This is a genomic window from Cellvibrio fibrivorans, from assembly GCF_031457055.1.
GTDB classification, from domain to species: Bacteria; Pseudomonadota; Gammaproteobacteria; order Pseudomonadales; family Cellvibrionaceae; genus Cellvibrio; species Cellvibrio fibrivorans.
In genome coordinates this window covers 813,384-837,379 of record NZ_JAVDVX010000001.1, presented here as the reverse complement: position 1 = coordinate 837,379, position 23,996 = coordinate 813,384, and the positions used below count along the sequence as shown (strand labels likewise).

Genomic DNA, 23,996 nt, shown 5'->3' with positions numbered 1-23,996 from the left:
TGCATAAAAGGCTGAATCAGAACCAATAGGACGCAGGAAATCTCACCAACTTAACGGTATTGAGCTAAGGTTAAGGGTAGAGTTCTCAACGGAAACTCACAAAAACAAAACCTTTCAGGGGTCAAAAAATGATGTTACTGCTCTCTCTGCTGGCGATATGGGTGTTGGTCGCCCTGTTAACCTATCGCCAAGTGGCGCTCGCCGCCGCCTCATCCATAGTGATTATTGCCTGGCTGGTATTGGGCGCAGTTACCCCGGCGATGTTATCGCCCTGGCTGGTTGTGCCTCTAGCGCTGGTCTTGGTGGTGTTGAATGTGGGCAGTGTGCGCCGCGCAATCCTCACCAAACCTGTGTTCGCGATGCTGAAAAAATCCATGCCGCCGATCAGCGCTACCGAGCGCGACGCGCTGGAAGCCGGTACTACCTGGTGGGAAAAAGAGCTGTTTAGCGGCCGTCCGGATTGGAATGAATTTGCGCAAATCAGCTTGCCGCAACTCACGGCGGAAGAGCAGTCATTTATTGATAACGAAGTGAGTGAACTCTGCTCACTGCTCGATGAGTGGAAAATCCAGAACGATCTTAAAGACCTGCCGCCAGAGGCCTGGCAGTACCTCAAAGATAAAAACTTTTTTGGCCTGATCATCCCCAAAGAATACGGCGGGCGCGATTTCAGCCCCTACGCACAAAGCCGCATTATGAGCAAAATCGCCAGCCGCTCCGGCACTGCGGCAGTGACCGCAATGGTGCCCAACTCCCTCGGCCCAGGTGAATTGCTGGTCAAATACGGTACCGAAGAACAGCGCCAACGCTGGTTGCCGGGTTTGGCAAACGGTACTGAAATCCCCTGTTTTGGTTTGACTGGCCCGGAAGCGGGTTCCGATGCAGGCTCGATTCCCGATACCGGTATCGTCTGTAAAGGTATGCATGACGGTCATGAAGTCATCGGCTTGAAGCTGACCTTCAGCAAGCGCTGGATCACTCTCGCGCCAGTTGCAACGGTGGTCGGTTTGGCATTCAAGGTGTATGACCCCGAAGGCCTGCTCGGCGACCCTAACAAAAAAGAATACGGGATTACCTGTGCGCTGATCCCGGCTAATCACCCGGGTGTTGAAATCGGTAAACGCCATAACCCCGGCTCACCGTTTATGAACGGGCCGATTTTTGGTACCGATGTCTTTATCCCCGCCGATTGGATTATTGGTGGTGCCGCTATGGCTGGTAAAGGCTGGCGCATGTTGATCGAATGCCTCGGCGCCGGTCGCGGTGTTTCCCTGCCTGCACTCTCAACTGCCAGCGGTGAAATGAACTACCGCATGGTGGGTGCTTATGCGCGCATCCGTCGCCAATTCAATATGGAAGTGGGCAAGTTTGAAGGCGTGCAAGAGGCCTCGGCTGATATCGCCGCGAGCGGTTATGCGCTCGAAGCCATGCGTCAATTTGTCACCAAAGGCTTGGAAACCGGTGCGCCCGCAGTAATGACTGCTATGGCGAAATACCACGCAACGGAAATGATGCGTAAATCAGTTGAGCATTCGATGGACATCGTCGGTGGCCGCGCAATCCAAAAAGGTCCACGCAATTTCCTCGTAGCTTCCTATCATTCAGTGCCGGTGGCGATCACGGTCGAAGGTGCCAATATTTTAACTCGCTCACTGATGATTTTTGGTCAGGGCGCTATGCGTTGCCATCCTTTCCTGTTTGAAGAAATGCTCGCCATGCAGTTGGAAGATGGCAATGAAGGCCTGAAAAAATTTGACAAGTTGTTTACCAGTCATCTCGGCCACATTTGCAACAATATGCTACGCACAAAATTGCTCGGTTTCCTCGGTGGTCGCATGAGCAGCGTGCCTGCCAATGCTGATGATTTCAGCAAGCGCTGGTATCAACGTATCAACTTATTGAGCGCAGCGCTCGCTTCAATGTCTGATATCGCCTTGGGTGTGTTGGGTGGAAATCTAAAACGCCGTGAATTATTGTCGGCGCGTTTGGGCGATGTGCATAGCCAATTGTTTATTGCCAGCTCAATTTTGAAATTCCACTCAGCCCACGCGCGTACTCGCGCAGAAGACGCCCACGCCGAGTATGCATTAACTCGCTCGCTGTTTATTGCACAGGAAGCACTGCGCGATTTTTCCGATAACTTCCCGCTGAAATGGCTGGCGAAGATCGTTCGTTTTATTGCGATGCCATACGGAAAAATCGTCAACAAACCCAATGACAATTTGATCCGCGAATTGGGTGATTTGATTATGGAAGAAAATCCTGTGCGGCTAATGCTCGGCCAATATCTCTATGTAAGTCACGACCCGCAAGATGCAATGGGTCGTGTGGAAAGCACTTATCAACTGCTGTTGTCTCTTGGGCCTGTCTGGCACGCTTTCCTAAAGGCAAAAAACAGCGGCAAAATTTCCGGTGCAACGACGGAAGCGCTGGCCAAAGATGCAGCAGAAAAAAATATTATCCAACCGCACGATGTTGCGCGTGTAGTGGAATACGATGCGCGTCGCTTCGATTGTCTGTTAACGGATGCGTTTGATAAGTTGTAATGTTGCGAACTTAAACAAGCAATAAAAAACCCGCTGCGGCGGGTTTTTTATTAGGTGCTAAGCGGAAATGCAAAATTAAAAAACTGGACGTCCGCCCGCGCTAGTGACGAGCTGGATATGGGACTGACGCAAAGCAATAAACCTATAAAGTCATATTATCATCCGCAGTTACGCAGCAATTTCTTCCCTGGGCTTTGGCTTCATAAAGCGCTTTGTCGGCGCGTTTAAAGGTAGTGGCAAAATCTTCTTCATCCAGTTTGTCGCTCACTCCAAAACTGGCTGTCACTGACAGTGGGTTATCTGGTTCAAAAATGGTGTCGTAAATCATCAGGCGAATTTTTTCCGCCAATGCAATCGCAAATTCTTTGCGTGTGCTGGGCATAATGACGATGAACTCTTCACCGCCCCAGCGCCCGAGAAAATCCTGCGCGCGTATGCCCTTGCTAATAATCGCCGAAATATTTTGCAGCACGCGATCACCGGCGTCGTGGCCGCGCCGGTCGTTGATGCGCTTGAAGTGATCTATATCGATAATCATCAGCGCAAAATCCGGTGCGTTTTTATGTTCATCTTTTTCTTTATTAAAAATCATTAGCGTAGCAACAATTTGATCGATACCAAAGCGATTGTAGGCCTGGGTAAGGGGATCAACTGTGGACAAACGACGGAATTTATCAGTCTCCAATTTGAGTTGTTGGTTATCGCTGCTCAGTTCATTAATGATTTTTACATCGTGTTTGGTTTGTTGGCTAAGCTGGATTAGTTTAGTGATAGCGTAAATGAAGATTCCCAGCATCCACGCAGCGAGAATGCATAAATACCAACGCTCCGCACTGATCCATTCGCCCACGAATTCAATTTTTTCTATTTGCATATCGTGGTTGCCTGGCTGTTGGCCTTCCACAAAATCTATGCCCACAGAGACACTGCGCGAAAACTCCGGACGCGATAGGCCGCGTGGAATATCGTATTGCCCGAGCCACCAATCAGCTACAAAAAACTCATCCATATTGATTTGGATTTCTTTGTTTAAATCTCGGGTGTGCAATGTCAGAGCGTGGAATTTGCTGCTGTTTGGGTCTTCCGGCTTGTAATAAACAGGATTGGCATTGCGAATATAGATGCGCAGTTTGTTGGCGCTGCCGGTGTAGTTAAGCTTTAGGTTGATATGCGTAAAACCAGACAAATCTGCAGGGCTCTGTTGCTCGGGTGTGCCAAACAAAAAATTAAAACTGCAGGCGAAATACTCGCTTTTGTCATCTTCCGGATACACACATCGCCACAGATTTTTTTGCTGGTCCACCCAGAACGCTGCCGGGCTTCCATCAGCCTGATTGGATGAATAAAAATAGGAGATGAAGTTGGCGTTAGGCCACGCCAGCAGGCGTTTTTTTGGGAAATACTGCTGTCCGAAAACAGCTATAAGGGTTGCTAAAATTGCCAGCAACAATATGGAGTTGAAACTCTTGTCATTCATAGGGTGGCATCATCTGCACTGGCGAAAGCTGCCCCTAAGTATTGGTCAAATCTGGAGTATTTCCATATTTATCCACGAGTTAGTTGCGCTGGATGAGACGCCGGAGCACGTTGGCGGTGGCGATAAGTCCAAATCTGCTCCAGATAGCCATAATTACCAACCAGAGTAGCGGCAGCGAATAGGATGTGCGGAAGAATTTGCGGTAAAAGCGCGTCATGCCTTTGTGTTTATGCCATTCCACAAACAGTGGGCGGGATTTGCTGCACACACCCTGCGCATGAGTGATGGGGGCGGAGGGTACAAATAAGATGTCCCAACCGGCGCGGACAAAACGCATACACCAATCGAGATCTTCACAGTGTAAGAAGTATTCATCGTCCCAGAGGCCGACCTCTGTCACCGCTGCCGGTTTGACCAGCATGCAAGCGCCGGAGATGGCTTCCACACGGATGGGGGTATCGGGCAGTGGTTGTTGGTGCAAATTAAAATCTACCAGTAATTCGGGCCAACGTTTGGCGAAGTGTCGCAAACCAAGAGCGCTGACCAGGGTGCGGCCAGGTGTGGGTGTCAAACGGCGCCCACCCGCCTGCTCACTGCCATCGAGGTTGAGCAGCAATCCACCGACCATGCCGGCTTTAGGGTTAGCGGTGAGTACACGATATAACTCGGCCACACTGGCATCAGCACAAATGCAATCGGGGTTGAGAAAAAACCAGTAGGGATAGTGCGCCGCGCGCGCGCCTATATTGCAGGCAGCGGCAAAACCGAGATTGGTGTCGTTACGGATAACACGCAGGCGCCCATCGCCAGCGAATTGGGCTTCAGCCAGGGCGACGCTGTTATCGTGCGAGGCGTTGTCTACCAGAATGACTTCGCTGACTTGGTTGATAACCGATTGGATGCAGCTCACCAATCCGGCGCCGGCGTTGTAATTGACAATAATAGTGGAGATAGCGGGAGTCACAAACGAACCTGCGGCGCAATTAAACGGTGAGCGAGCATAGCCGATCAGTAGCGAGTGTGCATTAGCGCTGCATGGGCAAGTGTCGCGTTTTGCAGTAGTATGCCAAGCCGCTGCGCGGTCTCTGCGCGCCTGCAAGAAGCGCAATGATTGCCGTATAAGAGTCGCAACAGAAGAGTGAAGTGAACGCGTGAATAAACTGATCGGGGAAATGCTCATCGAGCGCGGGCTGGTGCAGCCGGACGACATCAAAAAGGCGCTGCAATTGCAGCAGTCGGTTGGTGGCCGTATAGGTGCAGGCCTGGTGCGCATGGGGTCGATATCCGAAGAGTCGCTGCTGGAGGTGCTTGCGCAGCAGTTGGAAATGCCGGTGGTGCAAGCCGGCAAAGACATGCCCGATGCCAGCGCCCTGTTCACATTCATCAAACACTCGTTGCTCGATATCAACTGGTGTATCGACAACCGTGTGCTTATCTGGAGCCCGGCCGAGCAAGTGCTGCAATACACCGGACGCGATCCACTCTCGCCCTTTGTGCGCGATGTGATCAGTTACCATTATCCCGAGCATGAAATCAAACCCTGTTTAGTCTCCGGTCACAGCCTCGATATCATCATCGACTACCTGCGCAAAGAGCTCACTGCCGAGCGTTTTTTCGCCGAGGGAAGCGAGACTAAAGGCCTGCGCGAGATGGCGGAAGAGGCACCGGTCGTCGAGCTGGTCAACAACATCTTTTCCAAAGCCGTTGCCTTTAACGCCTCGGATATCCACCTCGACCCGCAAGTGGAAGTCTTCCGCGTGCGCTTGCGTGTGGACGGTGTGCTGCAAACCCATTTGGAGCAGCCGATCGACCGCTATCCTGCAGTGGCCTCGCGGGTAAAACTTATTTCTGAAATTGATATCGCCGAGCGTCGCCTGCCCCAGGATGGCCGAATCACCACGCGCGTCAATGGCCGTGAAATGGATGTGCGTGTCTCGACTCTGCCGGGTGTGCACGGCGAATCTATTGTGATGCGTCTGTTGCCTAAAGATCGCAAAGAATTATCCCTGCAAACCCTCGGGTTGGAGCAGGATCATATGGATCTGGTTCGCGCCCTGATGCAGGAATCCAATGGCATAGTGCTGGTGACCGGCCCGACCGGCTCGGGTAAATCCACCACCCTCTATGCGGCACTGCAAGAAGCCACTGACGGCACGCGCAAAATTCTCACGGTGGAAGATCCGGTCGAATACCAATTGCCCGGCATCACCCAAGTCCAAGCGCACGCTGAAATTGGCTACACCTTTGCCAAAGCCTTGCGTGCGTTTTTGCGGCAAGATCCGGATGTGATCATGGTGGGCGAGATCCGCGATGTGGAAACCGCGCAGATTGCCATCCAGTCAGCGTTGACCGGCCACTTGGTGTTATCCACCCTGCACACCAATGATTCGCTCTCCGCCTTTACCCGTTTGATTGATATGGGCGTAGAGCCATTTCTGGTCGCTGCACCGATTAAGGCAGTACAGGCTCAGCGCCTGGTGCGCAAAGTCTGTAAACACTGCGCCAAACCTGCTCATGTACCTGAATCCATTAGCGTCGAATTCGCCAAACTCGGGCGCAACTTTCTTGGCAAGGACTTTGAGCCGAAATGGGTTGATGCAGTTGGCTGCGCGCTGTGTAACAACACTGGTTATTCGGGCCGGATGGGTATTTATGAAATTATGCCTATCTCCAGTGAGCTGCACGACATGATCGTCGAAAACGTGCCAGTTGCAGAAATGCGCAAACTGGTGCGTAGCCAAGGCCATCGCAATATGTATCAAGACGGTCTCATAAAGGCGGCCAAGGGGCTTACTACAATTGAAGAAGTGCTGCGCACTACCAGCATGGACATTGAGTAGGTCACCAAATGCAATTTACCTATAAAGCGCTAGATTCCAACCAGTCGCTCATTACCGGCAGTCTGGATGCAGGGGATGAGCGTGAGGCGCTGCGCCTTATTCGCGAAAAAAACTTGCAAGTGGTAGAGATTTACCCGCAGGTGGAAGATAAAACCGGCCTGCGTAAAAAGCTCACTCAAGCGGAAATTACCGTATCCTTGTTTGAGCTAACCACCATGCTCGATTCGGGGGTGGCTATTGCTGATGCTCTGCAGTCACTGCAAGATTCCGATGCTCATCCACGATTGCTGCGCTTCTACCGCACTGCTTCAGAACGTTTGCAGCAAGGCGCCAATTTAGGTTCGGCACTGGCGAGTGAAGATGTAAAGCTGCCGCCTTACTTCATACAGTTAATTGCCGCTGGTGAAGCATCCGGCCAGCTGGCCAGCGCTATGCGTCGCGGTGTAGATCAAATGGAATACGAGTTATCGGTCGCCAATGATTTGCGTAACGCGCTAATTTATCCGGCTGTTTTAGTCTTGACTGGCATTAGCGCTGTCGGTCTCATCTTTGTTTTTGTGGTTCCCAAGTTTGCTAATATGCTCGACGGCAAAACCGACTTGCCGTTCTTGGCGCATATTGTGTTATCAACGGGTATGTGGCTAAACGAGAACTTTTTATTGATGTTGGCGATACTGGCTGGCTCAGCAACTTTTGTTGGCTCACAACTGTCCAAAGCCAGCGTACGTCAATCCCTGCTCGATAAGTTTTCCACTTTGCCACTACTCGGGCGTTGGTTGGGTGAGTCTGATATTTCACGCTGGTCATCGGTGATGGGCGCCATGTTGGCGAGCCGTGTTGAGTTGGTGAGAGCGCTGGATCTGGCGCGCGCCAGTGTTAAAAACACGCGGCGCAGCAAGGCGCTCAATGCTGCACTGACTGCAGTACAAGCGGGCACTAACTTGTCCAAAGCTTTACAAGACAATCAAATCCTCAATGCGACTGCCTATAACCTCGTGCGCGCTGGAGAAAAAACCGGGCGCCTGTCGGAAATGCTCTTTGCAGTGGCCAAGATTTATGAAAACAGTAGCAAAAACCGTATGAAGCGTTTTTTGCTCTTAATTGAACCCCTCGCTATTGTGCTTATAGGTATAGCGGTGGGGGTGATAATTTTGGGTTTAATACAAGCCATTACCAGTGTTAACGATATGGCGATTTGACAGTACCCTTTCCCAGCTATCCGCTTAATAGGAGCGACTCAGCCTTTGCTCGTTCCATGGCGGGAAGTTGGTGAGGGTTAATTTTTTAGGAGAGACACTATGCGCAGTACTAAAACCCATCAACGTGGTTTCACCATGATCGAACTCCTGGTGGTGCTTGTCATTATGGGTTTAATGGCGGGCTTTGTTGCTCCCAAATTCTTTGGTAAAGCCGAAACTGCCAAAGTCAAAACAACGCAAACCCAACTCAAGGCGCTAAAGTCAGCGCTGCAAACCTATAAGTTGGACATGGGCGAATATCCCAGTACGCAAGAAGGGTTACAGGCACTGAATTCCAGTCCTGAATCTGCCAAAGCCAAGCAGTACTGGCAGGGTCCTTATCTGGATGGCAAATTGCCCCAAGATGGTTGGGGAAATCCTTTCCAATACCGCCGTGAAGCTCGCGGCCAGGAAGATGTGACCCTGATGTCGCTCGGTGCCGACGGAAAAACCGGTGGAGAAGGTTTGGATGCCGACTTGGCTTTGGGCGATTAATTCGTTGAACCTATGAACCAGCGCAAGGGTTTCACCTTGGTTGAAATACTCGTGGTGCTTATCCTCCTGGGGCTAACAAGTGCGCTGGTGCTGCCTAAATTTCCCGCGCTTTACGAACGTTTCAAAAGCCGCGCCGAGCAAGATAACTTCTATCAGGCGCTGGGAGCGCTCGGGCTCAAGGCCTATACCCAGCAAAAAACCATCACTCTCAATGCGACCAGCGCGCGCGAGTTGGTGGAAGTTCCCGATGACTGGGAGTTGCATATCGAAACTCCAATAGTCTACAAGCCCAGTGGCCTGTGTCTGGGTGGTGATGTGAGTTACACCGCTAAAGGCTTCACTACCACCATAAAATTGGCGCCGCCTTACTGCGAGGCACGCCGGCCATGAACTGCGAGGCTTCATCCCCCCATCTAAATCTCACGAATGCACGTGGTTTCACGCTGTTGGAGGCGATCGTCGCCCTGGTGATTTTCTCCATGGCGGCGATTGGCATTTACAGTTGGATTAACACTAATCTCATCACCCTCAACCGTTTGGCGGATGTTGCTGCAACCGAACAGGTGCTCAATTCGTCTGTGGAGCGTTTGAAGTTGGTTGATTTAACCCAGGAAACCAGTGGACGTTTCAATGTGAATGGCTATTGGGTTGGCTGGAGGGCAGATTTGATTGAGCCCTGGAAGCCAGGGGTAGCTGCAAGGGGTTCTCTGGGGATTTATGATCTTGGGTTATTCACGATTTCGCTAAGTGTCACCAAGGGTTCCCGGTTGGCTGCCAGTTATCAGTACCGCCAAGTTGCTTATAAAAAGGCGCGTGAGAACCTGTTTGAGGGCGATAATTAATGCCTGCAGTTTCGCTCAAACCGGTCGATTTTCAGCGCGCTTTTACCCTCATCGAAATGCTAGTGGTAATGGTGATAGTCAGTTTATTAGTCACTGTGATCGTACAGGGCTTTGGTTACAGCCTTGGCATGTATCAGCGCGTGGTGAACAAGCAAAAAAACGCTTACACCGAGGTCTTGGCTTACAACTGGTTGCGCGGCACCTTGGGTGCATCTGTAGCTGCACGGCCAAACGATCGGGGATTGGAAGGCAGTGCTGTTGAGGTGGCAACTTACACATATCAGCCCCTGATTGAATCAATGGGTTTAAAAACCAGAGTCGCATGGGTATTGGTGCAGGATGCAGAAAAACTGAGCTTGGAATATCGCGAAGGTGATGCACAGTTCAATGTCTACTCCTGGCCAACGGCGACGGGGCAATGGGAGTACATGGATGACAAAAATCAGTGGCACAGCCAATGGCCACTGATAAAAGAAGATCTACCGCCGCTGCCACACGCCATAAGGCTGCAAGTGATCATGCAGCAAGACGTTTTTAATTACGTAGTCAGTATCAATCTACGTAAAACGGCAAAAATAGAAATGGATGAGTGAGGTGGTGAATGGTCGTTAAATCAGTGCCTGATCCTTCCCAGCAGGGCTTCATCCTGGCCGCAGTGCTCTGGGCATTGGTGTGTATGTTGGTTGCAGTTGGTTTTTTCCATGCCGTTGTTGAGAGAAAACTCGCCATAGGCCTGGAGGCGAGAGCGCAGATTAGTAACCGGTTAGATCTGCACTCCACTGAGCAAACAATGTTGTACCTATTGGCTACATCGCGGTTTACGCTTGCGGGAATGTCTTTCTCGCCCTTAACACAAGAGCAGCTGCGCTCTGACGAGACTGCCTTTCTATTGCCGGTGGGCGATGAGTTGCGGCTCGATGGTGTTCAATATAAAGGTTTGGGTGGGACCTATTTTTCTCTTCAGGATAATGCCGGGTTGTTGTCCTTGAATTCGTTGGACGAAGCTCATCTGGAGCGGTTTCTTAAACATCAAGGAGCGACCAATACAGAGCGCGCAAGGTTGATGGCCGCAAAAGCGGATTACATAGATGTGGACGACCAAGAGCGCTTGTCGGGAGCTGAATCCTCGCAATATCGGGCAAGACAAATGCAGATTCCACCCAATGATTTTTTGCGCACGCCCGCTGAATTGGTACGTATTATGGGTTGGCGGGAGCAAATGACTAATTTCTCCTTAAGTCGATACGATGATGTATTTAATGCTCGACGTTTTTCGCTAACGAATATTAACGCGATGCCTGAATATCTTATGGTCAAATATTTAGGATTAACTGAAAGTGCTGCCAGCTTATTGTATTCCGAACGCCAGTCTAATCCTGTTAGGACACTCAGTGATTTCATGCTGCGAACCAATTATCAAACGAGGATAGATGAAGACACTTTTGGGTATTTTCCATCACAAGAAATCAGCTTGCGCTTTTGGTCGGAGGGGGGGGGACAAGCCAGGTTGATTAGCCTACAATTGACGCCCAATGGGCTGCTGGGGCCTTGGTTAGTGGATTATGAGTACAGTGTTGAGCCACCTGAAATCAATAATGAGCCTTTGGCCATTCGCCAATCAAACCTCTTCAATCCAACCTTGGACGATGTCATCCGAGAGCATTAAATTATTAACTGAAAACAGTGTTTATGAGTCGGCATCGCTTGAAACTCCCACATTAATTATTCCGCGTAAATATCTCTTCTATCAATGCATGTCTTTTGAAAACGTGCCTCGCACGCTGCGCAATAACTTGCTCTTGCAGCGCGTGCGTCAATTAAGCCCATTCAACCGCCCTGCCACTTGGCAGGTAAGTGACAACAATGCAGCCCAAGTATGGTTTTGGGATGCTGATCGTGTTGATCGCATACGCGATCAGCAGACATTGCCCGCGCTTAACTTGGTACCAGAAGTCATGCTTTATCCGCCGTTGGATAATGGCTTGCGGGTACAGCCATGCATTGAGGGTTGGGAGTTGCAGTATTGGTCGGGCAGGGTGCTGCGCCATTCGCGTTGGTTCGCGGCAAAACCCAATTTCCGTGACCACGCTGATTTTGTGCGTGTGTGCGGTGCTACCGATGATGAAGCATGGTGTGAAGGCGAAGCGCATTTGCTGAGTAAGCCCTGGAATGAAAAAGCCTTTTGGAGCAGAGAGAGTCTACAAAGCGAATTCATTGCGCCCCGTTTAGTGTTGGGTTTATTTCTAGCTTGGTTTTGCCTGCAACTGGGTATGGCGCTTGGAGTTCAAATCAAGAAAGCGTTTTTGGCTGAAGCGGTAGCGAACAAGAGTGAAACCCTCGCTGATTTGGTTGATCAGCGTGATGCCACCTTGCAGCAGCAAGAATTTAATCAAGCGGTATCCGCCCTTGTGCAAAGTCCCAGTCAGTTGCACCTGTTGGCTCAGGTTAGCACTTGCCTATCTGCTTTTGATTTTACGATATTGAGTTGGCAGTACCAGAGCGGCCAAACCGCAGTCTTGCTCCAACAAGAGAATCTGGATACGCGCGCGCTGATCGAGGCTTGCAACCAGAACCCTACCTTCACCGATGTGCGAGCCGAGCCGGGTGCAACCCCCAGTCAAACGCGTTTGCTCTTTACGCTTCAAGATGACGCTAGCGGGGCAAGCGATGTTCAATAACCTGCGCGCCCAACTCATGCCTTACTGGTTGCAATTAAATGAACAGTTGCAAGCCAACCAGCGCTTGCGCTGGATGGTATGGGGCATTGCCTACATCGTGATTTTTTATTTCTCGCTGGTGTTAAGCGAGTGGCGCCAAGAGCACAGTCAAGAGGTAGAACAACTGCAGCGCACATCCGCAAGGCTGGATCAGTTAAAGCATCAAACCCAGTGGCCAGAGCGTTTGGAGCAAGAAAAAGCAGTGGCAGAACAATTGCGTACCAAGCTCTGGGAGACACAATCGGAGGGCTTGGCTGACGCGGATGTACAAAACTACTTGCGCAAGTTAATGACGGATCATGGTGCACAGAATTACCGGCCGCGTTTAGCGGTGCCCGAGCGTATTACCTTGGGTGGTGTGGCATTAATTAAAGTAACAGCAGAGGTGACGGGCACAGTTGAGGTTGCGCGCATCGATCAACTGCTGAAAACCTTGGCGGATAATCCTAAGAGTATCGCTATAGAACAGTTTAATTATCACCCGCAATCCAATGGTCAATTGCTCATGCGTGTCTCGGTCTATTTTTTAGTCTCTGATCCGCCAGCGACAAGTACCTCTGCTGTGCGTGGACAAGCGCAGGAGGCAACCGATGCTGTTCGCTAGGTTATCTATAAAGGAGCGAAAACTTTACAGCTTAATTGCAGCTGTATTGGTGGTTGCGTTTGTACTGGGTGCATTAGTTGGAGTGATGAGTTTTGGTGGCAAAGGCAATGAGCGTGCTGACAATTGGCAGGCATCATCCTTGGCAGTTGTAGAAGATACCTTGGCGCAATACACCCTGATATCAGACACCTCTCGTTGGTATCAGGATCCCGTTCAGGCTCGCACCAAAGGTAAAGAAGAGAAGCAAAAACTCCTCGAAGGAGATCCAGCTAGCTTTACCTTGGTTGGCATTGTTGAAAAAAACGGAAAGCGAGAAGCTTTATTTGCTTCTGTGGCGGGAACGTCTACTCAGCTCACGCGGAATATTAAATCGCTGGTGGAGGGGGATGTGCTAGTTGGTGGATGGGTGATTAAAATCATTAGCGCCAATCAGGTGGAAGTTCAGCAGGGCGAAGAGGCTCGCACAATGAAGATGTATCAGTCTGGAGCCAAATAAGCATGGCTTTAGGTAGCTGCAATCCAATTCCAGCGGCGCTATCAGCTCAGTCTTCTAAATCCGCCGTAATGCTATTGCCAATTCGTGGTAACGCAAACTCATAGTGAAAAGTCTTACCCAATCAAAACCTTGCGCGCCATCGCGTAGTTAATCAAACTAGCCGGCCATCATCGGTCCAGATCACGGCAAGTCGGGAACCCACCACAATGTCTCATGTTCGTATTCGTTCTTTTATTACTCTCAGTCTTAAATGTGCTGCGTCCCTGTCCCTGGTGATAGCGCTTACCGGTTGCAGTAGCTTCTGGCATACGCCAACGACTGCTGAGCGAGGCAAAGGGGTCGTAAAGTTCGAGCCGCTGAGGACCGAGCGCGATCTACAAGGGACGGCGAATACCCTTCCGGCTCAGCCCTCCACTCCGGTTACCCAATTTACGCAGGGGCCGGGAGTTAGCATTACTAACAATATCGCGGATGCCACGTCGCAGGAACTTGCACTCAACTTAACGGGCGAGCCTATCAGTGGCAATTATCACAACATACCCTTGCCTGCATTTATTAATGAAGTTTTTGGTGAGCAATTGGGGCTGTCGTTTACGCTGGATCCGCAAATAGAAAAGCAAGAGGACTTGGTCACTTTACGTCTGATCGAGGCGGTACCTCCCGCCGAATTATTTCGGGTAGCAATGCGCACCTTGAATACCTATGGCGTTGCCGTTTCCCAGCAAGGAGGTGTGTTGAGTTTCACTATCGATAAAAATATCACCGCTGGCGAGACGCCTTTATTAGTAAGCGGTAGAACCCTACCGGAGGTCCCACTGTCTCATCGCCCTATTTTTATGTTTGTGCCCCTTAAAGTGGTAACCAATTCCAAAGTAGCAGGCTGGGTACGCGACGCTCTAAAAGGTAAAGAAATAGTAATCAGTGAAGATCCAATGCGTAATGCAGTGCTGCTCAAGGGTAAGCCAGACTTGGTTAATCAAGCGCTTTCTATCATTCAGGTGCTGGATCAACCCATCATGCGTGGCAAATTCTCAACAAGCATTGAGCCGGCATTTGTAAAAGTGGATGCGCTCAGCAAAAACCTGAAAGAGGTGCTTAATGCAGAAGGGTACGATGCGCAAATCAAATCCCAGCTTGGTGCCATTATTTTGATTCCATTGGATGGCGCTAATCAATTAGTTGTTTTTGCTTCCAGCCAGCAGATTATTGATCATGTGCGTGAATGGGTTGCTGTGCTGGATCGCCGTCAGCAAATGAGCATAGATCAAGGGATATTTACCTATCAGGTGCGCAATACAGAAGCAGCGCATATTGTGGACTTACTTAACAGTGTTGAGACAGGCGGCGGCAATACCGGTGGACGTTCAAGTCTTGATACGAGTGCTGCAAATTCAGGAAGCGCTATTTCAGACACAACCTCGGGGGCAAGTACGGGGGGCTCTAAGGGTTCCGCAGCGCGTAGTGTTGGTGGTAATTTTGTGGTGGATACCAACAGGAACACGATTATTTACAAGGGTAGTGGTCAAGCATGGCTAGATATGTTGCCTGTTATCCAAACCCTGGATAAGGCCGCGCCATCGGTACTTATTGAGGTTTTGTTGGCTGAGGTCACACTAAGTGATGGCGAAAGAACAGGATTCGAGTTTGTTGCGGCAGGCTCGCAAAAAGTGGGCGGGCAGCGTTATTCCAGCAAGATATCTACCTTGGGCGGCTTGGGATTGGGGACTTCTGGTTTGAGCGCCACGTTGGACAGTGCTGGTGATACCCGCGCGATATTAAATATGTTCTATGAAAACAAGCGTGCTGAAATTCGGTCGCGCCCGCGCTTGATGGTCAAGAGCGGCCAACAGGCTACTATAGATGTAGGAACAGAGGTGCCTGTTGTCAGCGCCAATTCCCAATCCACTATTAATGGTGATTCGCCCATTTTACAAAACATTCAGTATCGCAAGACCGGGGTTCGTCTCACTGTATTGCCGGTTGTTCACGCATCAGGCCATGTTGATATAGAAATTGAACAAGAGCTGAGCGAAGCCCAGCCCAATGAAAGTAGCAGTATTGATTCGCCCAGCGTGTTTAATCGCAAAATACAGACTACAGTTACTTTGCAGGATGGCGGCTCCATTTTATTGGGCGGGTTAATCTCCAGTTCAAAATCCTTGGGGGATACTGGTGTGCCTTTGTTGGGGAAAATGCCAATCATAGGGCGCTTGTTTCGCGCGGATAGTGACACTTCGGCACGCACTGAGCTGATGGTAATGATCATCCCGTATGTCATTAACAACCCAGAAGACGGTCAAATTATAACTAAAAGTATTCAGGACGCCTTTCAGCAAACCGACAATGCTGATCCAAACAGTTCAGGTACTGTTCAGCTTGACTAAGGGTTCGTCAAAGATCGCGTGAATATAGCTGCAAAACGGTAACAGGCTTTGCTTTTAATAACTTAGGCTTGATCTATGGGTTTGATGCGGTATATCCTTGGGCGGTCTTTAAATCGTGGGATTGCTCTTGCAGACCCAAGGAACCAAGACCAATCAAAATCAACGTTGATTATAAATTCATGAAATAGGAGTTAAACCATATGGTTTCCAAGAAACTTTTAAGCGCTGCTATCGCTGCTGCTTTTATTTCCGTCCCAGCTTTTGCTCAGATCAATCTGGATGCAGATACTGGTGCTGTAAAATTCGCTAAAGAAGCCGTAGTTGATGCCAACGAAGATGCTGGCATGTTAACTGTTGCTGCTGCTGGTGGTAATCTGGACGTGACTGCTGAAATCGGTTCAGGTGTTTCTGCTGCTAACCAAATCTACGTTCGTTTTGACTTGACCAACGGCGCTTTCGTAAACGCTGTTAGTGCTGGTGACTTGACTGTTACTGGCCCAGTTAACGCGCCAAGCGTACAAGTACAATCTGGCGGCGCTGCTGGCCAGTCATACGTGATTTTCCAAATCACTGCTGACGCTGACCCAGTTGCCGGTCCTATCGATCAAGACGATGTTTTGGCATTGGCTATTGCTGATCTGGAAATCAGCACTTCTGCTGGTGTAAGTGCTAAATACGCTGCATACGACACTCCAGCATCTGCTGTGAACCAAGTTGCTGCTAACCAATTGGCAACCTCTACCTACGCTAACGCAATTACCGTAGTTAACGCTCTGTCATCAGTATTCACTGCTGGCACTACCGCAACTGCAGAAGTGGCTGAAGACTTCACCGAATTCTTGGCTGCTAGTCTGTCTGAGACTTTGGGTTCTGTTGAGTTCGTAGTTGATACCACTGTATTGCTTCCAGACAGCTCTACCATTACTGCTTTGACTGACGTAGTTGACTCTGCATCAGACTTGGTTGTTGCTGGTGATCTGAGCTTCGGTGATTTCGAGTTGGATGGCTGTGCTATCGATTCTGACACCGGTTCTTTGGAAGATGGCGGTGATTGTGTTGTTACTGACTTCAGCATCAACACTGCTTACGACTTCTCTGTAACTGTTGACGGTTCTACTACCATTATTCCTGGTGAGTACACTGCTAGCGTTGATTACGTGAAGTTGGCTACTGGTTTGTTCAACCCAGTTGATGGTTCTGGCGTAGTTGGTAACATTGCTCGCAATGGCACCAGCGTTAAGGTTCCATTCGTGAACATTAACCCAGCATTCAACCAAAAAATCATCATCATCAACCGTGGCACCAACGCAGTACCTCTGACCATCAGCGACCTGATTGCTGACGTACAGACTACTGGTTTTGCTCTGACCACTACTGGCGCTAGCACCATCAGCCTGCCAGCTGGCAAGCAAACTGTGTTGAGCTCTGTTGATCTGTTCCAAGTTGATCCAGCTTCTGTATCTAAGAAAGGTGCTGCAACTCTGAACATCGCTGCTCCAATGGGCAAAATTGATGTACTGTTCCAAACCACCAATGCTGATGGCGCTCAAAATACCATCATCCTGCAAACAGACGGTAAGAAGTTTGGTGGTAACTAAGTTAGTTAGCAGTTTCGTCTAGTTAAATAGACTTTTCTGCAAATAAAAAAAGGCACCTTCGGGTGCCTTTTTTTATGGGTGATGTTTTTGGTACGGAATACAAAGTCGCCAGATACCCCAAGAGGGTATAATGAAGGCATAATTGATTTCTCCGTCATGGTGTTTGGTAAAAATATGTCTATGAAGACAGCATTGTTTTTTTCATCTTATATAAACGTGGTCATAAAAAATATTTCGCTGGTTATTACGTTATCCGAGCGCGAGATAAAAGGTAAATACAAAGGATCCTATTTAGGTTTTATGTGGGCCATTATCAATCCGCTGCTATTACTCCTGGTTTATACCTTCGTGTTTTCTGTTGTATTCAAGGCGCGCTGGGGTGCGGGAGTGGGAGGGGATAAGCTGGATTTTGCCTTGGTAATGTTTGTTGGTATTGTGGTTCATGGAATGCTGGCAGAATCGCTGCTCAAATCTACGGGCCTAATTCTTAATAATCCAAATTATGTAAAAAAAATTATTTTCCCCTTGGAAATTTTGCCTTTGGTAAACGCAATAGCGGCTTTTACTCATGCATTAATTGCATTAGCTGCGCTGCTGGTCGTTTTTTTATGCACCAAGGCTTATATTAATTGGACGTGTATTTTTGCCCCTATTATTTTGCTTCCCCTCTTCTTTTATTGCATTGGTTTTGGTTTCATTTTGGCCTCTCTTGGCGTATTTCTGCGCGATATTTCACAAGGAATAGGATTTCTGGTGACGGCACTATTATTTTTATCTCCAGTGTTTTATCCGGTTTCTTCACTACCTGAAAATTATCAGGAATGGATGAACGTAAATCCGTTAACGCTGATTATCGAGCAGTCCAGAGAAGTAATAATCCTGGGTAAACTCCCGGATTGGATGGAGCTTATAAAAGCTTATGGCTTATCTATTCTGTCTTGTTTTATCGGATATGCCTGGTTTCAAAAAACAAGAAAGGGTTTTGCTGATGTCATCTGATATTTCCATCAAGGTAGAAAATATTGGTAAGGATTACCAGATATATGAAAACCCGGCAGACAGGTTAAAGCAGTTCCTATATCCAGGTATACAAAATCTATTTCGACTGCAAACCAAGCAATATTATAAAAGCTTTCGTGCATTGCATGGTGTGTCCTTTGTGGTAAGAAAAGGTGAGACAGTTGGTATAGTGGGGCGCAATGGAGCGGGAAAATCCACACTGCTTCAAATTATTTGCGGCACACTATTTCCCACGCGAGGTAATGTAGAAATCAATGGGCGGATTGCTGCGCTGCTAGAGCTTGGTGCTGGCTTCAATGTTGATTACACGGGTCTGGAAAATGTTTATCTCAATGCGGCTTTGATGGGAATTTCTCGTGAGGAAATAAATAATAAGTTAGATGATATTCTTCAGTTTGCTGATATTGGAGAATTTATCCATCAGCCTATAAAAACCTATTCAAGCGGGATGGTCGTACGGTTGGCATTCTCTGTGGCGATCAATGTAAACCCGGACATATTGATTGTGGATGAAGCCTTGGCAGTTGGAGATGAGTTATTTCAACGCAAATGTTTTTCTAAAATCGAAGAAATTAAAGCCCGTGGTGCAACAATATTATTTGTGTCTCACTCAGGAGCTACAGTAGTAGGCTTATGCGATCGTGCCATCTTAATAGATGGTGGTGAATTACTTTTAAGCGGCGAACCCAAAAAAATTGTAGGCCTCTATCAGAAACTTATGTTTAGCACGGGTGTCGCAAGGGAGGAAATTCGTGCAAATATTTTGCGAGATTTAGAGACCCTTGATGCAGGCGCAGCTAAACCCGCTAACAATAAAGCGTGTGATGATATTAATTTAACCGCGAAAACTATTGCAATAAGGGAGAGTTATGATCCGGGATTGGTGTCCACCAGCCTTGTAGAATACGCGAGTAATGGTGCCAGTATCACGGATCCGCATATTGTTCTTGATAATGTCGGGCGCGTTAATAATTTGGTGATTGGTGGTCGTTACACTTACCGTTTTAATGTTTCATTTGAACGGGCTTTCGCATCCGTAAGATTTGGAATGTTAATCAAGACAGTAAGTGGTTTTGAACTTGGAGGCGCTACAACAGCTAAGGATATGCTGTCGACTGTGAGGTTTGTCAACGCGGGTGATAGCTATAGTGTTTCATTTGATTTTGAATGTGCATTGGCTCCCGGCGTCTACTTTTTAAACGCAGGTGTTTCCGGTGAAGTGGCAGGTGTAATGTCGTACCTGCATCGATTAGTGGATGCGGTGAGTTTTAGGGTTCTACCGGAAAGCGCATCAATAATGACGGGAATGGTTGATTTTAAAATTCGTCCCACCTTGGTGTTTAACCAAGGCGCCAAATAAAAAATTGAGATATCGAATGCCCTTGCCATTAGGCTTTATGATTATCGGTGTGCAAAAAGGCGGCACCACTGCCCTTAGCCATTTTTTGGCGCAGCATCCCGATATCGGCATGGCGACAACAAAAGAGGTGCATCTCTTTGATGCGCCTGACTTTGATCCTGCATGGTCTGTGGCGGAGATAAACGAGCGCTATCAGCCCTATTTTTTGGGCATGGAGCAGCGTCTCATTCTCGGTGAGGCGACACCGATCTATATCGCTTGGCAGGAAATCATTCCTGAAATAAAACGCTACAACCCGCAACTAAAAGTTATTGTGTTGCTGCGCGATCCGGTTGAGCGCGCGCTTTCTCAATATGCAATGGAGTTTGTACGCAATAACGAGGCCCGCCCACTATGGCTTGCTCTCTTGTTGGAAGGCGCGCGCCTGCTTCGCGATAAGTCGCGCGCACCTTTGGGGGCACGCCGCTGCCATTCCTATCGTACCAGGGGTGAGTATGTTGAGCAGTTGGAGCACTTGCGTCGCTACTTCCCCGATAGCCAGATATTGGTTATAGACAATAGCGAGCTTATCGGCCAGCACGACCAGACGCTGGTGCGAGTCTATGATTTTCTTGGCGTTCCGGTAGTGGATCTGCCCGCATCCGAGCGGGTATTTAGCGGTGATTATGATAGAGCTCGCTATCCAATGTGCCGTTGGTTGCTGGGATGTTGGTATCGTTTTGCTAATCGCCGCTTAAAAAGTCTATTAAGCGACATGGGCTATAGCCCCAACTGGCCATGGCTGCGATAATCCCAGTCCTTGTGGAGGGGAGCTGTATGGCACCCCTGTTAGTATTGCCTGACTAAGGGTAATAGTTTTTCAAAAGGTTTGAATCTATGTCGCAAGACACCCTCAATACAAAGCTGCCGCGTCGCAAAGGTATAGTGCTCGCTGGTGGCTCGGGAACACGTTTGTATCCCCTCACCAAAGCGATCAGTAAACAAATCGTGCCTATTTACGACAAGCCGATGATTTATTATCCACTTACCACCCTGATGTTGGCAGGTATTCGCGATATATTAATTATTTCCACGCCGCGCGATCTTCCTACCTACCGCGAATTGCTTGGAGACGGTGCTGATTGGGGCTTGACGATTTCCTACGCTGAACAACCTTCACCCGATGGCCTCGCGCAGGCGTTCATCATTGGCGAAGAATTTATCGGTACAGATAATTGCGCGCTGGTATTGGGCGATAACATTTATTACTCCCACGATTTTTCATCATTTTTACAAAAGGCCGATGCGCGCACAGCGGGCGCCACCGTTTTTGGCTATCACGTCGATGATGCGCGTGCTTACGGCGTAGTGGAATTTGCCGATGATGGCACTGTGTTGTCGATTGAAGAAAAACCGCACAAACCAAAATCCAAATATGCCGTCACTGGTTTGTATTTTTACGATAACCGTGTCATCGACATCGCAAAATCCATTAAGCCATCTGCGCGTGGTGAATTGGAAATTACCGACGTCAATAAAAAATATTTGGAGTTAGGTGAATTAACGGTTGAACTGCTTGGGCGCGGCGCCGCTTGGTTGGATACGGGTACGCACGATAATTTGCTCGCCGCCAGCCAATTTATCCAAACTATCGAAAAGCGTCAGGGTTTAAAAGTGGCATGCCCGGAAGAAATCGCGTTTCGCATGGGATATATCGACAAAGACCAGTTAATCAATCTCGCAAAGCCCTTGCTCAAAAGCGGTTACGGTGAGTACTTGATGAATATTCTTGAAGACCGGGTGTTTTAATGGAAGTAATAGTAACAGCGATTCCCGATGTGCTCTTATTTAAGCCGAAAGTGTTTGGTGATGAGCGCGGCTTTTTTATGGAAACGTTTCGCGCAAGCTGGTTTAGCGAGCGCGATATCAACGCTCACTTTGTGCAAGATAATCACAGCTCGTCAGCGCGCGGTGTGTTGCGTGGCCTGCATTATCAGATAAAAAATCCGCAGGGGAAGCTCGTACGTGTGACAGCGGGTGAAGTTTACGACGTGGCTGTTGATTTGCGCAAAAGCTCGCCGACTTTTGGTCAGTCAGTCGGTGTCTATTTATCAGCCCAAAACAAAAATATTTTTTGGATACCACCTGGTTTTGCGCATGGTTTTTTAGTGCTCAGCGAACACGCTGAATTTAATTATAAATGCACAGAATATTATGCGCCCGAACACGATAGATCACTTTTGTGGAATGATCCGGCTCTGGGAATTGAATGGCCGCTCGGCGAAATCAGTGCGCCAGTTTTGTCAGCAAAGGATCAGGCGGCGTTGCCACTGGTTCAGGCTGAGGTGTTTGCATGAGCCTGAGCGATAAGCACATGAAAGTATTGATTACCGGTGCTAACGGCCAGTTGGGTTACGCACTACAAAAAACAGCGCCCGCTGTTATCGGTGCAGGAAAAATGCTCCTGCAATTAATTCCTGTTGCGCGTACAGAATTTGATTTGGCGCAACCAGAATCTTTGCTGGCAAGATTGGATACCTATCAGCCTGACGCCATTATCAACGCTGCAGCCTATACGGCGGTTGATAAAGCTGAAGCAAATCAAGAGTTGGCGCAGTGCATTAATGCCACTGCGGTAAGTGTTATTGCGCAATGGTGCGAGCAGAAAAAAATTCCACTCATTCAAGTCTCTACCGATTTTGTTTTTGATGGGAAAAAATCGTCGCCATATCAGCCAGACGACAAAACTAATCCACTTGGTGTCTACGCACAGACCAAGCTTGCTGGCGAGCTTGCTGCCTTGGAGAATTGCTCCACGAGCTATATCGTTCGCACCGGTTGGGTCTATTGTGAACATGGTGCCAATTTTGTGAAAACCATGTTGCGGTTAGCTGCAGAGCGGGAAACTTTGGGTGTGGTCGCTGATCAAGTCGGCACACCTACCTATGCGATCCATCTTGCACAAATGATATGGCAATTGTTGGTGCAGCGCCCCACGCAAAAAATATTTCATTGTTCCGATGCAGGTGTTGCCAGTTGGTATGACTTTGCAGTGGCAATTTTCGCCGAAGCTAAAGCGGTGGGACTGCTGGAAAAGGTTCCCCATGTGAAACCTATTGCTACCAGCGATTATCCAACACCTGCGCAGCGCCCATTTTATAGTGTGTTAGATAAACAAATCACTTGGAGCATTTTAGGCATATCTCCCTGTCACTGGCAGAGCGCTGTAGCCTCTATGTTGGCTGCCTACAAAAAACAACAGATATAACAGGTATAGTGGACTAACCTAATCATTTTTTAATACGAACGGCACTTAATACTGAAACCTATGAAAAATATTCTGATCACCGGCGGTGCCGGGTTTATTGGCAGTAATTTTTGCCATTACTGGGCTACACGGTATCCCGATGACAAGTTAGTCGTTTTAGATCTTTTGACTTACGCTGGGCATCGTGAGCATTTGGCATCACTTGAAAAAAATAACGGGCTTGTGTTTATTCAGGGTGATATTGGTGACAAAGCGCTAGTAGAAAAATTATTTAGCAATTATATGATCAACTGTGTTGTGCATTTCGCTGCCGAGTCGCATGTGGATCGGTCTATTGATGGGCCTGATGCGTTTATCCAAACCAATATTTTGGGTACGCATAACTTACTCAAAGCAGCCAAAAAGTATTGGTTGGACGCAGGTATTACTGAGCACCACTTTCACCACGTCTCTACCGATGAAGTCTATGGTTCACTTGAGGCGGATGCGCCCGCATTTACTGAATCGACACCCTTTGCTCCCAATTCGCCTTACTCAGCGTCCAAAGCTGCTTCAGATCATCTGGTGCGCGCCTATCACCATACCTATGGGTTAAAGGTTACCACCAGTAATTGCTCCAATAATTATGGGCCTTATCAAGACAGTGAAAAATTAATTCCGCTTATTATCCAAAATATTTTATTGGGTAAATCTTTGCCGATTTATGGTGATGGCAAAAATATTCGTGATTGGTTATATGTTGAAGATCACTGCCGTGCTATTGATTTGATTCTGACTAAAGGTGTTGTGGGTGAGGTTTACAATGTGGGTGGTGAAAATGAGTGGCGCAACATTGATATAGTGAATTTAATTTGTGACCAAGTTGATGCCGCTTTACTGGCAGAGCCGCAGTTACTGGCGGCTTATCCCAATACACCTTGTGCATCAGGCGGCCTCGCAAAAAACTTAATTACCTTTGTTAAAGATCGCCCTGGACATGACCGACGCTATGCGATTGATCCAAGTAAGTGTCATGCCCAGCTTGGTTATCACCCGCAGGAAAGTTTTGAGACAGGAATTGTCAAAACTATTCAATGGCTTCTGCATAATCAGAAAAATGTTATGGAAACTGTTTGAGCAGAAAATAGAATTA

Annotated in this window: 22 protein-coding genes; 20 read left to right on the top strand and 2 right to left on the bottom strand. The window is 48.5% G+C overall.

The window, feature by feature from the left end; genetic code table 11:
* Window positions 1–128: 128 nt before the first annotated feature.
* Window positions 129–2,546, top strand: coding sequence for an acyl-CoA dehydrogenase (locus J2X05_RS03520; RefSeq protein ID WP_310068693.1), 2,418 nt, complete (start codon window positions 129–131; stop codon window positions 2,544–2,546).
* A 142-nt stretch (window positions 2,547–2,688) separates the two neighbouring features.
* On the opposite strand, the gene J2X05_RS03515 is transcribed toward J2X05_RS03520, so the two are convergent.
* The gene (locus tag J2X05_RS03515) at window positions 2,689–4,023 is read right to left on the bottom strand and encodes a GGDEF domain-containing protein (RefSeq protein ID WP_310068691.1); all 1,335 of its coding nucleotides are present in this window, start codon (window positions 4,021–4,023) and stop codon (window positions 2,689–2,691) included.
* Window positions 4,024–4,102: 79 nt separating this feature from the next.
* The gene (locus J2X05_RS03510; RefSeq protein ID WP_310068688.1) at window positions 4,103–5,203 is read right to left on the bottom strand and encodes a glycosyltransferase family 2 protein; all 1,101 of its coding nucleotides are present in this window, start codon (window positions 5,201–5,203) and stop codon (window positions 4,103–4,105) included.
* Here J2X05_RS03510 and J2X05_RS03505 point away from each other — a divergent pair.
* The 19 genes from J2X05_RS03505 (at window position 5,175) to rfbB (ending at window position 23,980) form a co-directional block, all read left to right on the top strand.
* Window positions 5,175–6,863, top strand: a complete 1,689-nt coding sequence (locus tag J2X05_RS03505; RefSeq protein WP_310068686.1) for a GspE/PulE family protein — start codon at window positions 5,175–5,177, stop codon at window positions 6,861–6,863. The genes J2X05_RS03510 and J2X05_RS03505 overlap by 29 nt on opposite strands.
* 8 nt (window positions 6,864–6,871) lie before the next feature.
* Window positions 6,872–8,062 carry a type II secretion system F family protein gene (locus J2X05_RS03500; protein WP_310068683.1) on the top strand — a complete coding sequence of 397 codons (1,191 nt, stop codon included), beginning with the start codon at window positions 6,872–6,874 and terminating at the stop codon, window positions 8,060–8,062.
* A 99-nt stretch (window positions 8,063–8,161) separates the two neighbouring features.
* The gene (gene gspG / locus J2X05_RS03495; protein WP_310068681.1) at window positions 8,162–8,596 is read left to right on the top strand and encodes a type II secretion system major pseudopilin GspG; all 435 of its coding nucleotides are present in this window, start codon (window positions 8,162–8,164) and stop codon (window positions 8,594–8,596) included.
* A 12-nt stretch (window positions 8,597–8,608) separates the two neighbouring features.
* Window positions 8,609–8,986 (top strand): prepilin-type N-terminal cleavage/methylation domain-containing protein, encoded by a 378-nt coding sequence (locus J2X05_RS03490; protein WP_310068678.1) that lies wholly within the window; start codon window positions 8,609–8,611, stop codon window positions 8,984–8,986.
* Window positions 8,983–9,438, top strand: coding sequence for a PulJ/GspJ family protein (locus J2X05_RS03485; RefSeq protein WP_310068674.1), 456 nt, complete (start codon window positions 8,983–8,985; stop codon window positions 9,436–9,438). Before J2X05_RS03490 ends, J2X05_RS03485 begins: the two co-directional genes overlap by 4 nt.
* Window positions 9,438–10,031 carry a PulJ/GspJ family protein gene (locus J2X05_RS03480; RefSeq protein WP_310068672.1) on the top strand — a complete coding sequence of 198 codons (594 nt, stop codon included), beginning with the start codon at window positions 9,438–9,440 and terminating at the stop codon, window positions 10,029–10,031. The genes J2X05_RS03485 and J2X05_RS03480 overlap by 1 nt, the downstream gene beginning before the upstream one ends.
* Window positions 10,032–10,039: 8 nt before the next feature.
* Complete coding sequence (locus tag J2X05_RS03475) at window positions 10,040–11,104, top strand: type II secretion system protein GspK (protein WP_310068670.1); 1,065 nt, start codon at window positions 10,040–10,042, stop codon at window positions 11,102–11,104.
* The gene (locus J2X05_RS03470) at window positions 11,034–12,116 is read left to right on the top strand and encodes a hypothetical protein (RefSeq protein WP_310068668.1); all 1,083 of its coding nucleotides are present in this window, start codon (window positions 11,034–11,036) and stop codon (window positions 12,114–12,116) included. The genes J2X05_RS03475 and J2X05_RS03470 overlap by 71 nt, the downstream gene beginning before the upstream one ends.
* Window positions 12,106–12,759 (top strand): hypothetical protein, encoded by a 654-nt coding sequence (locus J2X05_RS03465; protein WP_310068666.1) that lies wholly within the window; start codon window positions 12,106–12,108, stop codon window positions 12,757–12,759. Before J2X05_RS03470 ends, J2X05_RS03465 begins: the two co-directional genes overlap by 11 nt.
* Window positions 12,746–13,255 carry a hypothetical protein gene (locus tag J2X05_RS03460; RefSeq protein WP_310068664.1) on the top strand — a complete coding sequence of 170 codons (510 nt, stop codon included), beginning with the start codon at window positions 12,746–12,748 and terminating at the stop codon, window positions 13,253–13,255. Before J2X05_RS03465 ends, J2X05_RS03460 begins: the two co-directional genes overlap by 14 nt.
* 206 nt (window positions 13,256–13,461) lie before the next feature.
* Window positions 13,462–15,639, top strand: a complete 2,178-nt coding sequence (locus tag J2X05_RS03455; protein WP_310068661.1) for a secretin GspD/PilQ domain-containing protein — start codon at window positions 13,462–13,464, stop codon at window positions 15,637–15,639.
* Window positions 15,640–15,839: 200 nt separating this feature from the next.
* Window positions 15,840–17,237 carry a hypothetical protein gene (locus J2X05_RS03450; RefSeq protein ID WP_310068658.1) on the top strand — a complete coding sequence of 466 codons (1,398 nt, stop codon included), beginning with the start codon at window positions 15,840–15,842 and terminating at the stop codon, window positions 17,235–17,237.
* A gap of 180 nt (window positions 17,238–17,417) precedes the next feature.
* Window positions 17,418–18,236: an ABC transporter permease gene (locus J2X05_RS03445; RefSeq protein WP_310068655.1), complete on the top strand. Its 819-nt coding sequence runs from the start codon at window positions 17,418–17,420 to the stop codon at window positions 18,234–18,236.
* Window positions 18,226–19,617, top strand: a complete 1,392-nt coding sequence (locus J2X05_RS03440; RefSeq protein WP_310068652.1) for an ABC transporter ATP-binding protein — start codon at window positions 18,226–18,228, stop codon at window positions 19,615–19,617. Before J2X05_RS03445 ends, J2X05_RS03440 begins: the two co-directional genes overlap by 11 nt.
* 16 nt (window positions 19,618–19,633) lie before the next feature.
* Window positions 19,634–20,407 (top strand): sulfotransferase family protein, encoded by a 774-nt coding sequence (locus J2X05_RS03435; protein ID WP_310068649.1) that lies wholly within the window; start codon window positions 19,634–19,636, stop codon window positions 20,405–20,407.
* Between the two features lie 86 nt (window positions 20,408–20,493).
* On the top strand, window positions 20,494–21,405 hold the full coding sequence (rfbA, locus tag J2X05_RS03430) for a glucose-1-phosphate thymidylyltransferase RfbA (RefSeq protein ID WP_374725244.1): 912 nt from the start codon (window positions 20,494–20,496) through the stop codon (window positions 21,403–21,405).
* The gene (gene rfbC / locus J2X05_RS03425) at window positions 21,405–21,953 is read left to right on the top strand and encodes a dTDP-4-dehydrorhamnose 3,5-epimerase (RefSeq protein ID WP_310068647.1); all 549 of its coding nucleotides are present in this window, start codon (window positions 21,405–21,407) and stop codon (window positions 21,951–21,953) included. The genes rfbA and rfbC overlap by 1 nt, the downstream gene beginning before the upstream one ends.
* Window positions 21,950–22,864 carry a dTDP-4-dehydrorhamnose reductase gene (rfbD, locus tag J2X05_RS03420; RefSeq protein WP_310068644.1) on the top strand — a complete coding sequence of 305 codons (915 nt, stop codon included), beginning with the start codon at window positions 21,950–21,952 and terminating at the stop codon, window positions 22,862–22,864. The genes rfbC and rfbD overlap by 4 nt, the downstream gene beginning before the upstream one ends.
* A gap of 60 nt (window positions 22,865–22,924) precedes the next feature.
* Window positions 22,925–23,980 (top strand): dTDP-glucose 4,6-dehydratase, encoded by a 1,056-nt coding sequence (gene rfbB / locus J2X05_RS03415; RefSeq protein WP_310068641.1) that lies wholly within the window; start codon window positions 22,925–22,927, stop codon window positions 23,978–23,980.
* The last annotated feature ends 16 nt before the right edge of the window (window positions 23,981–23,996 follow it).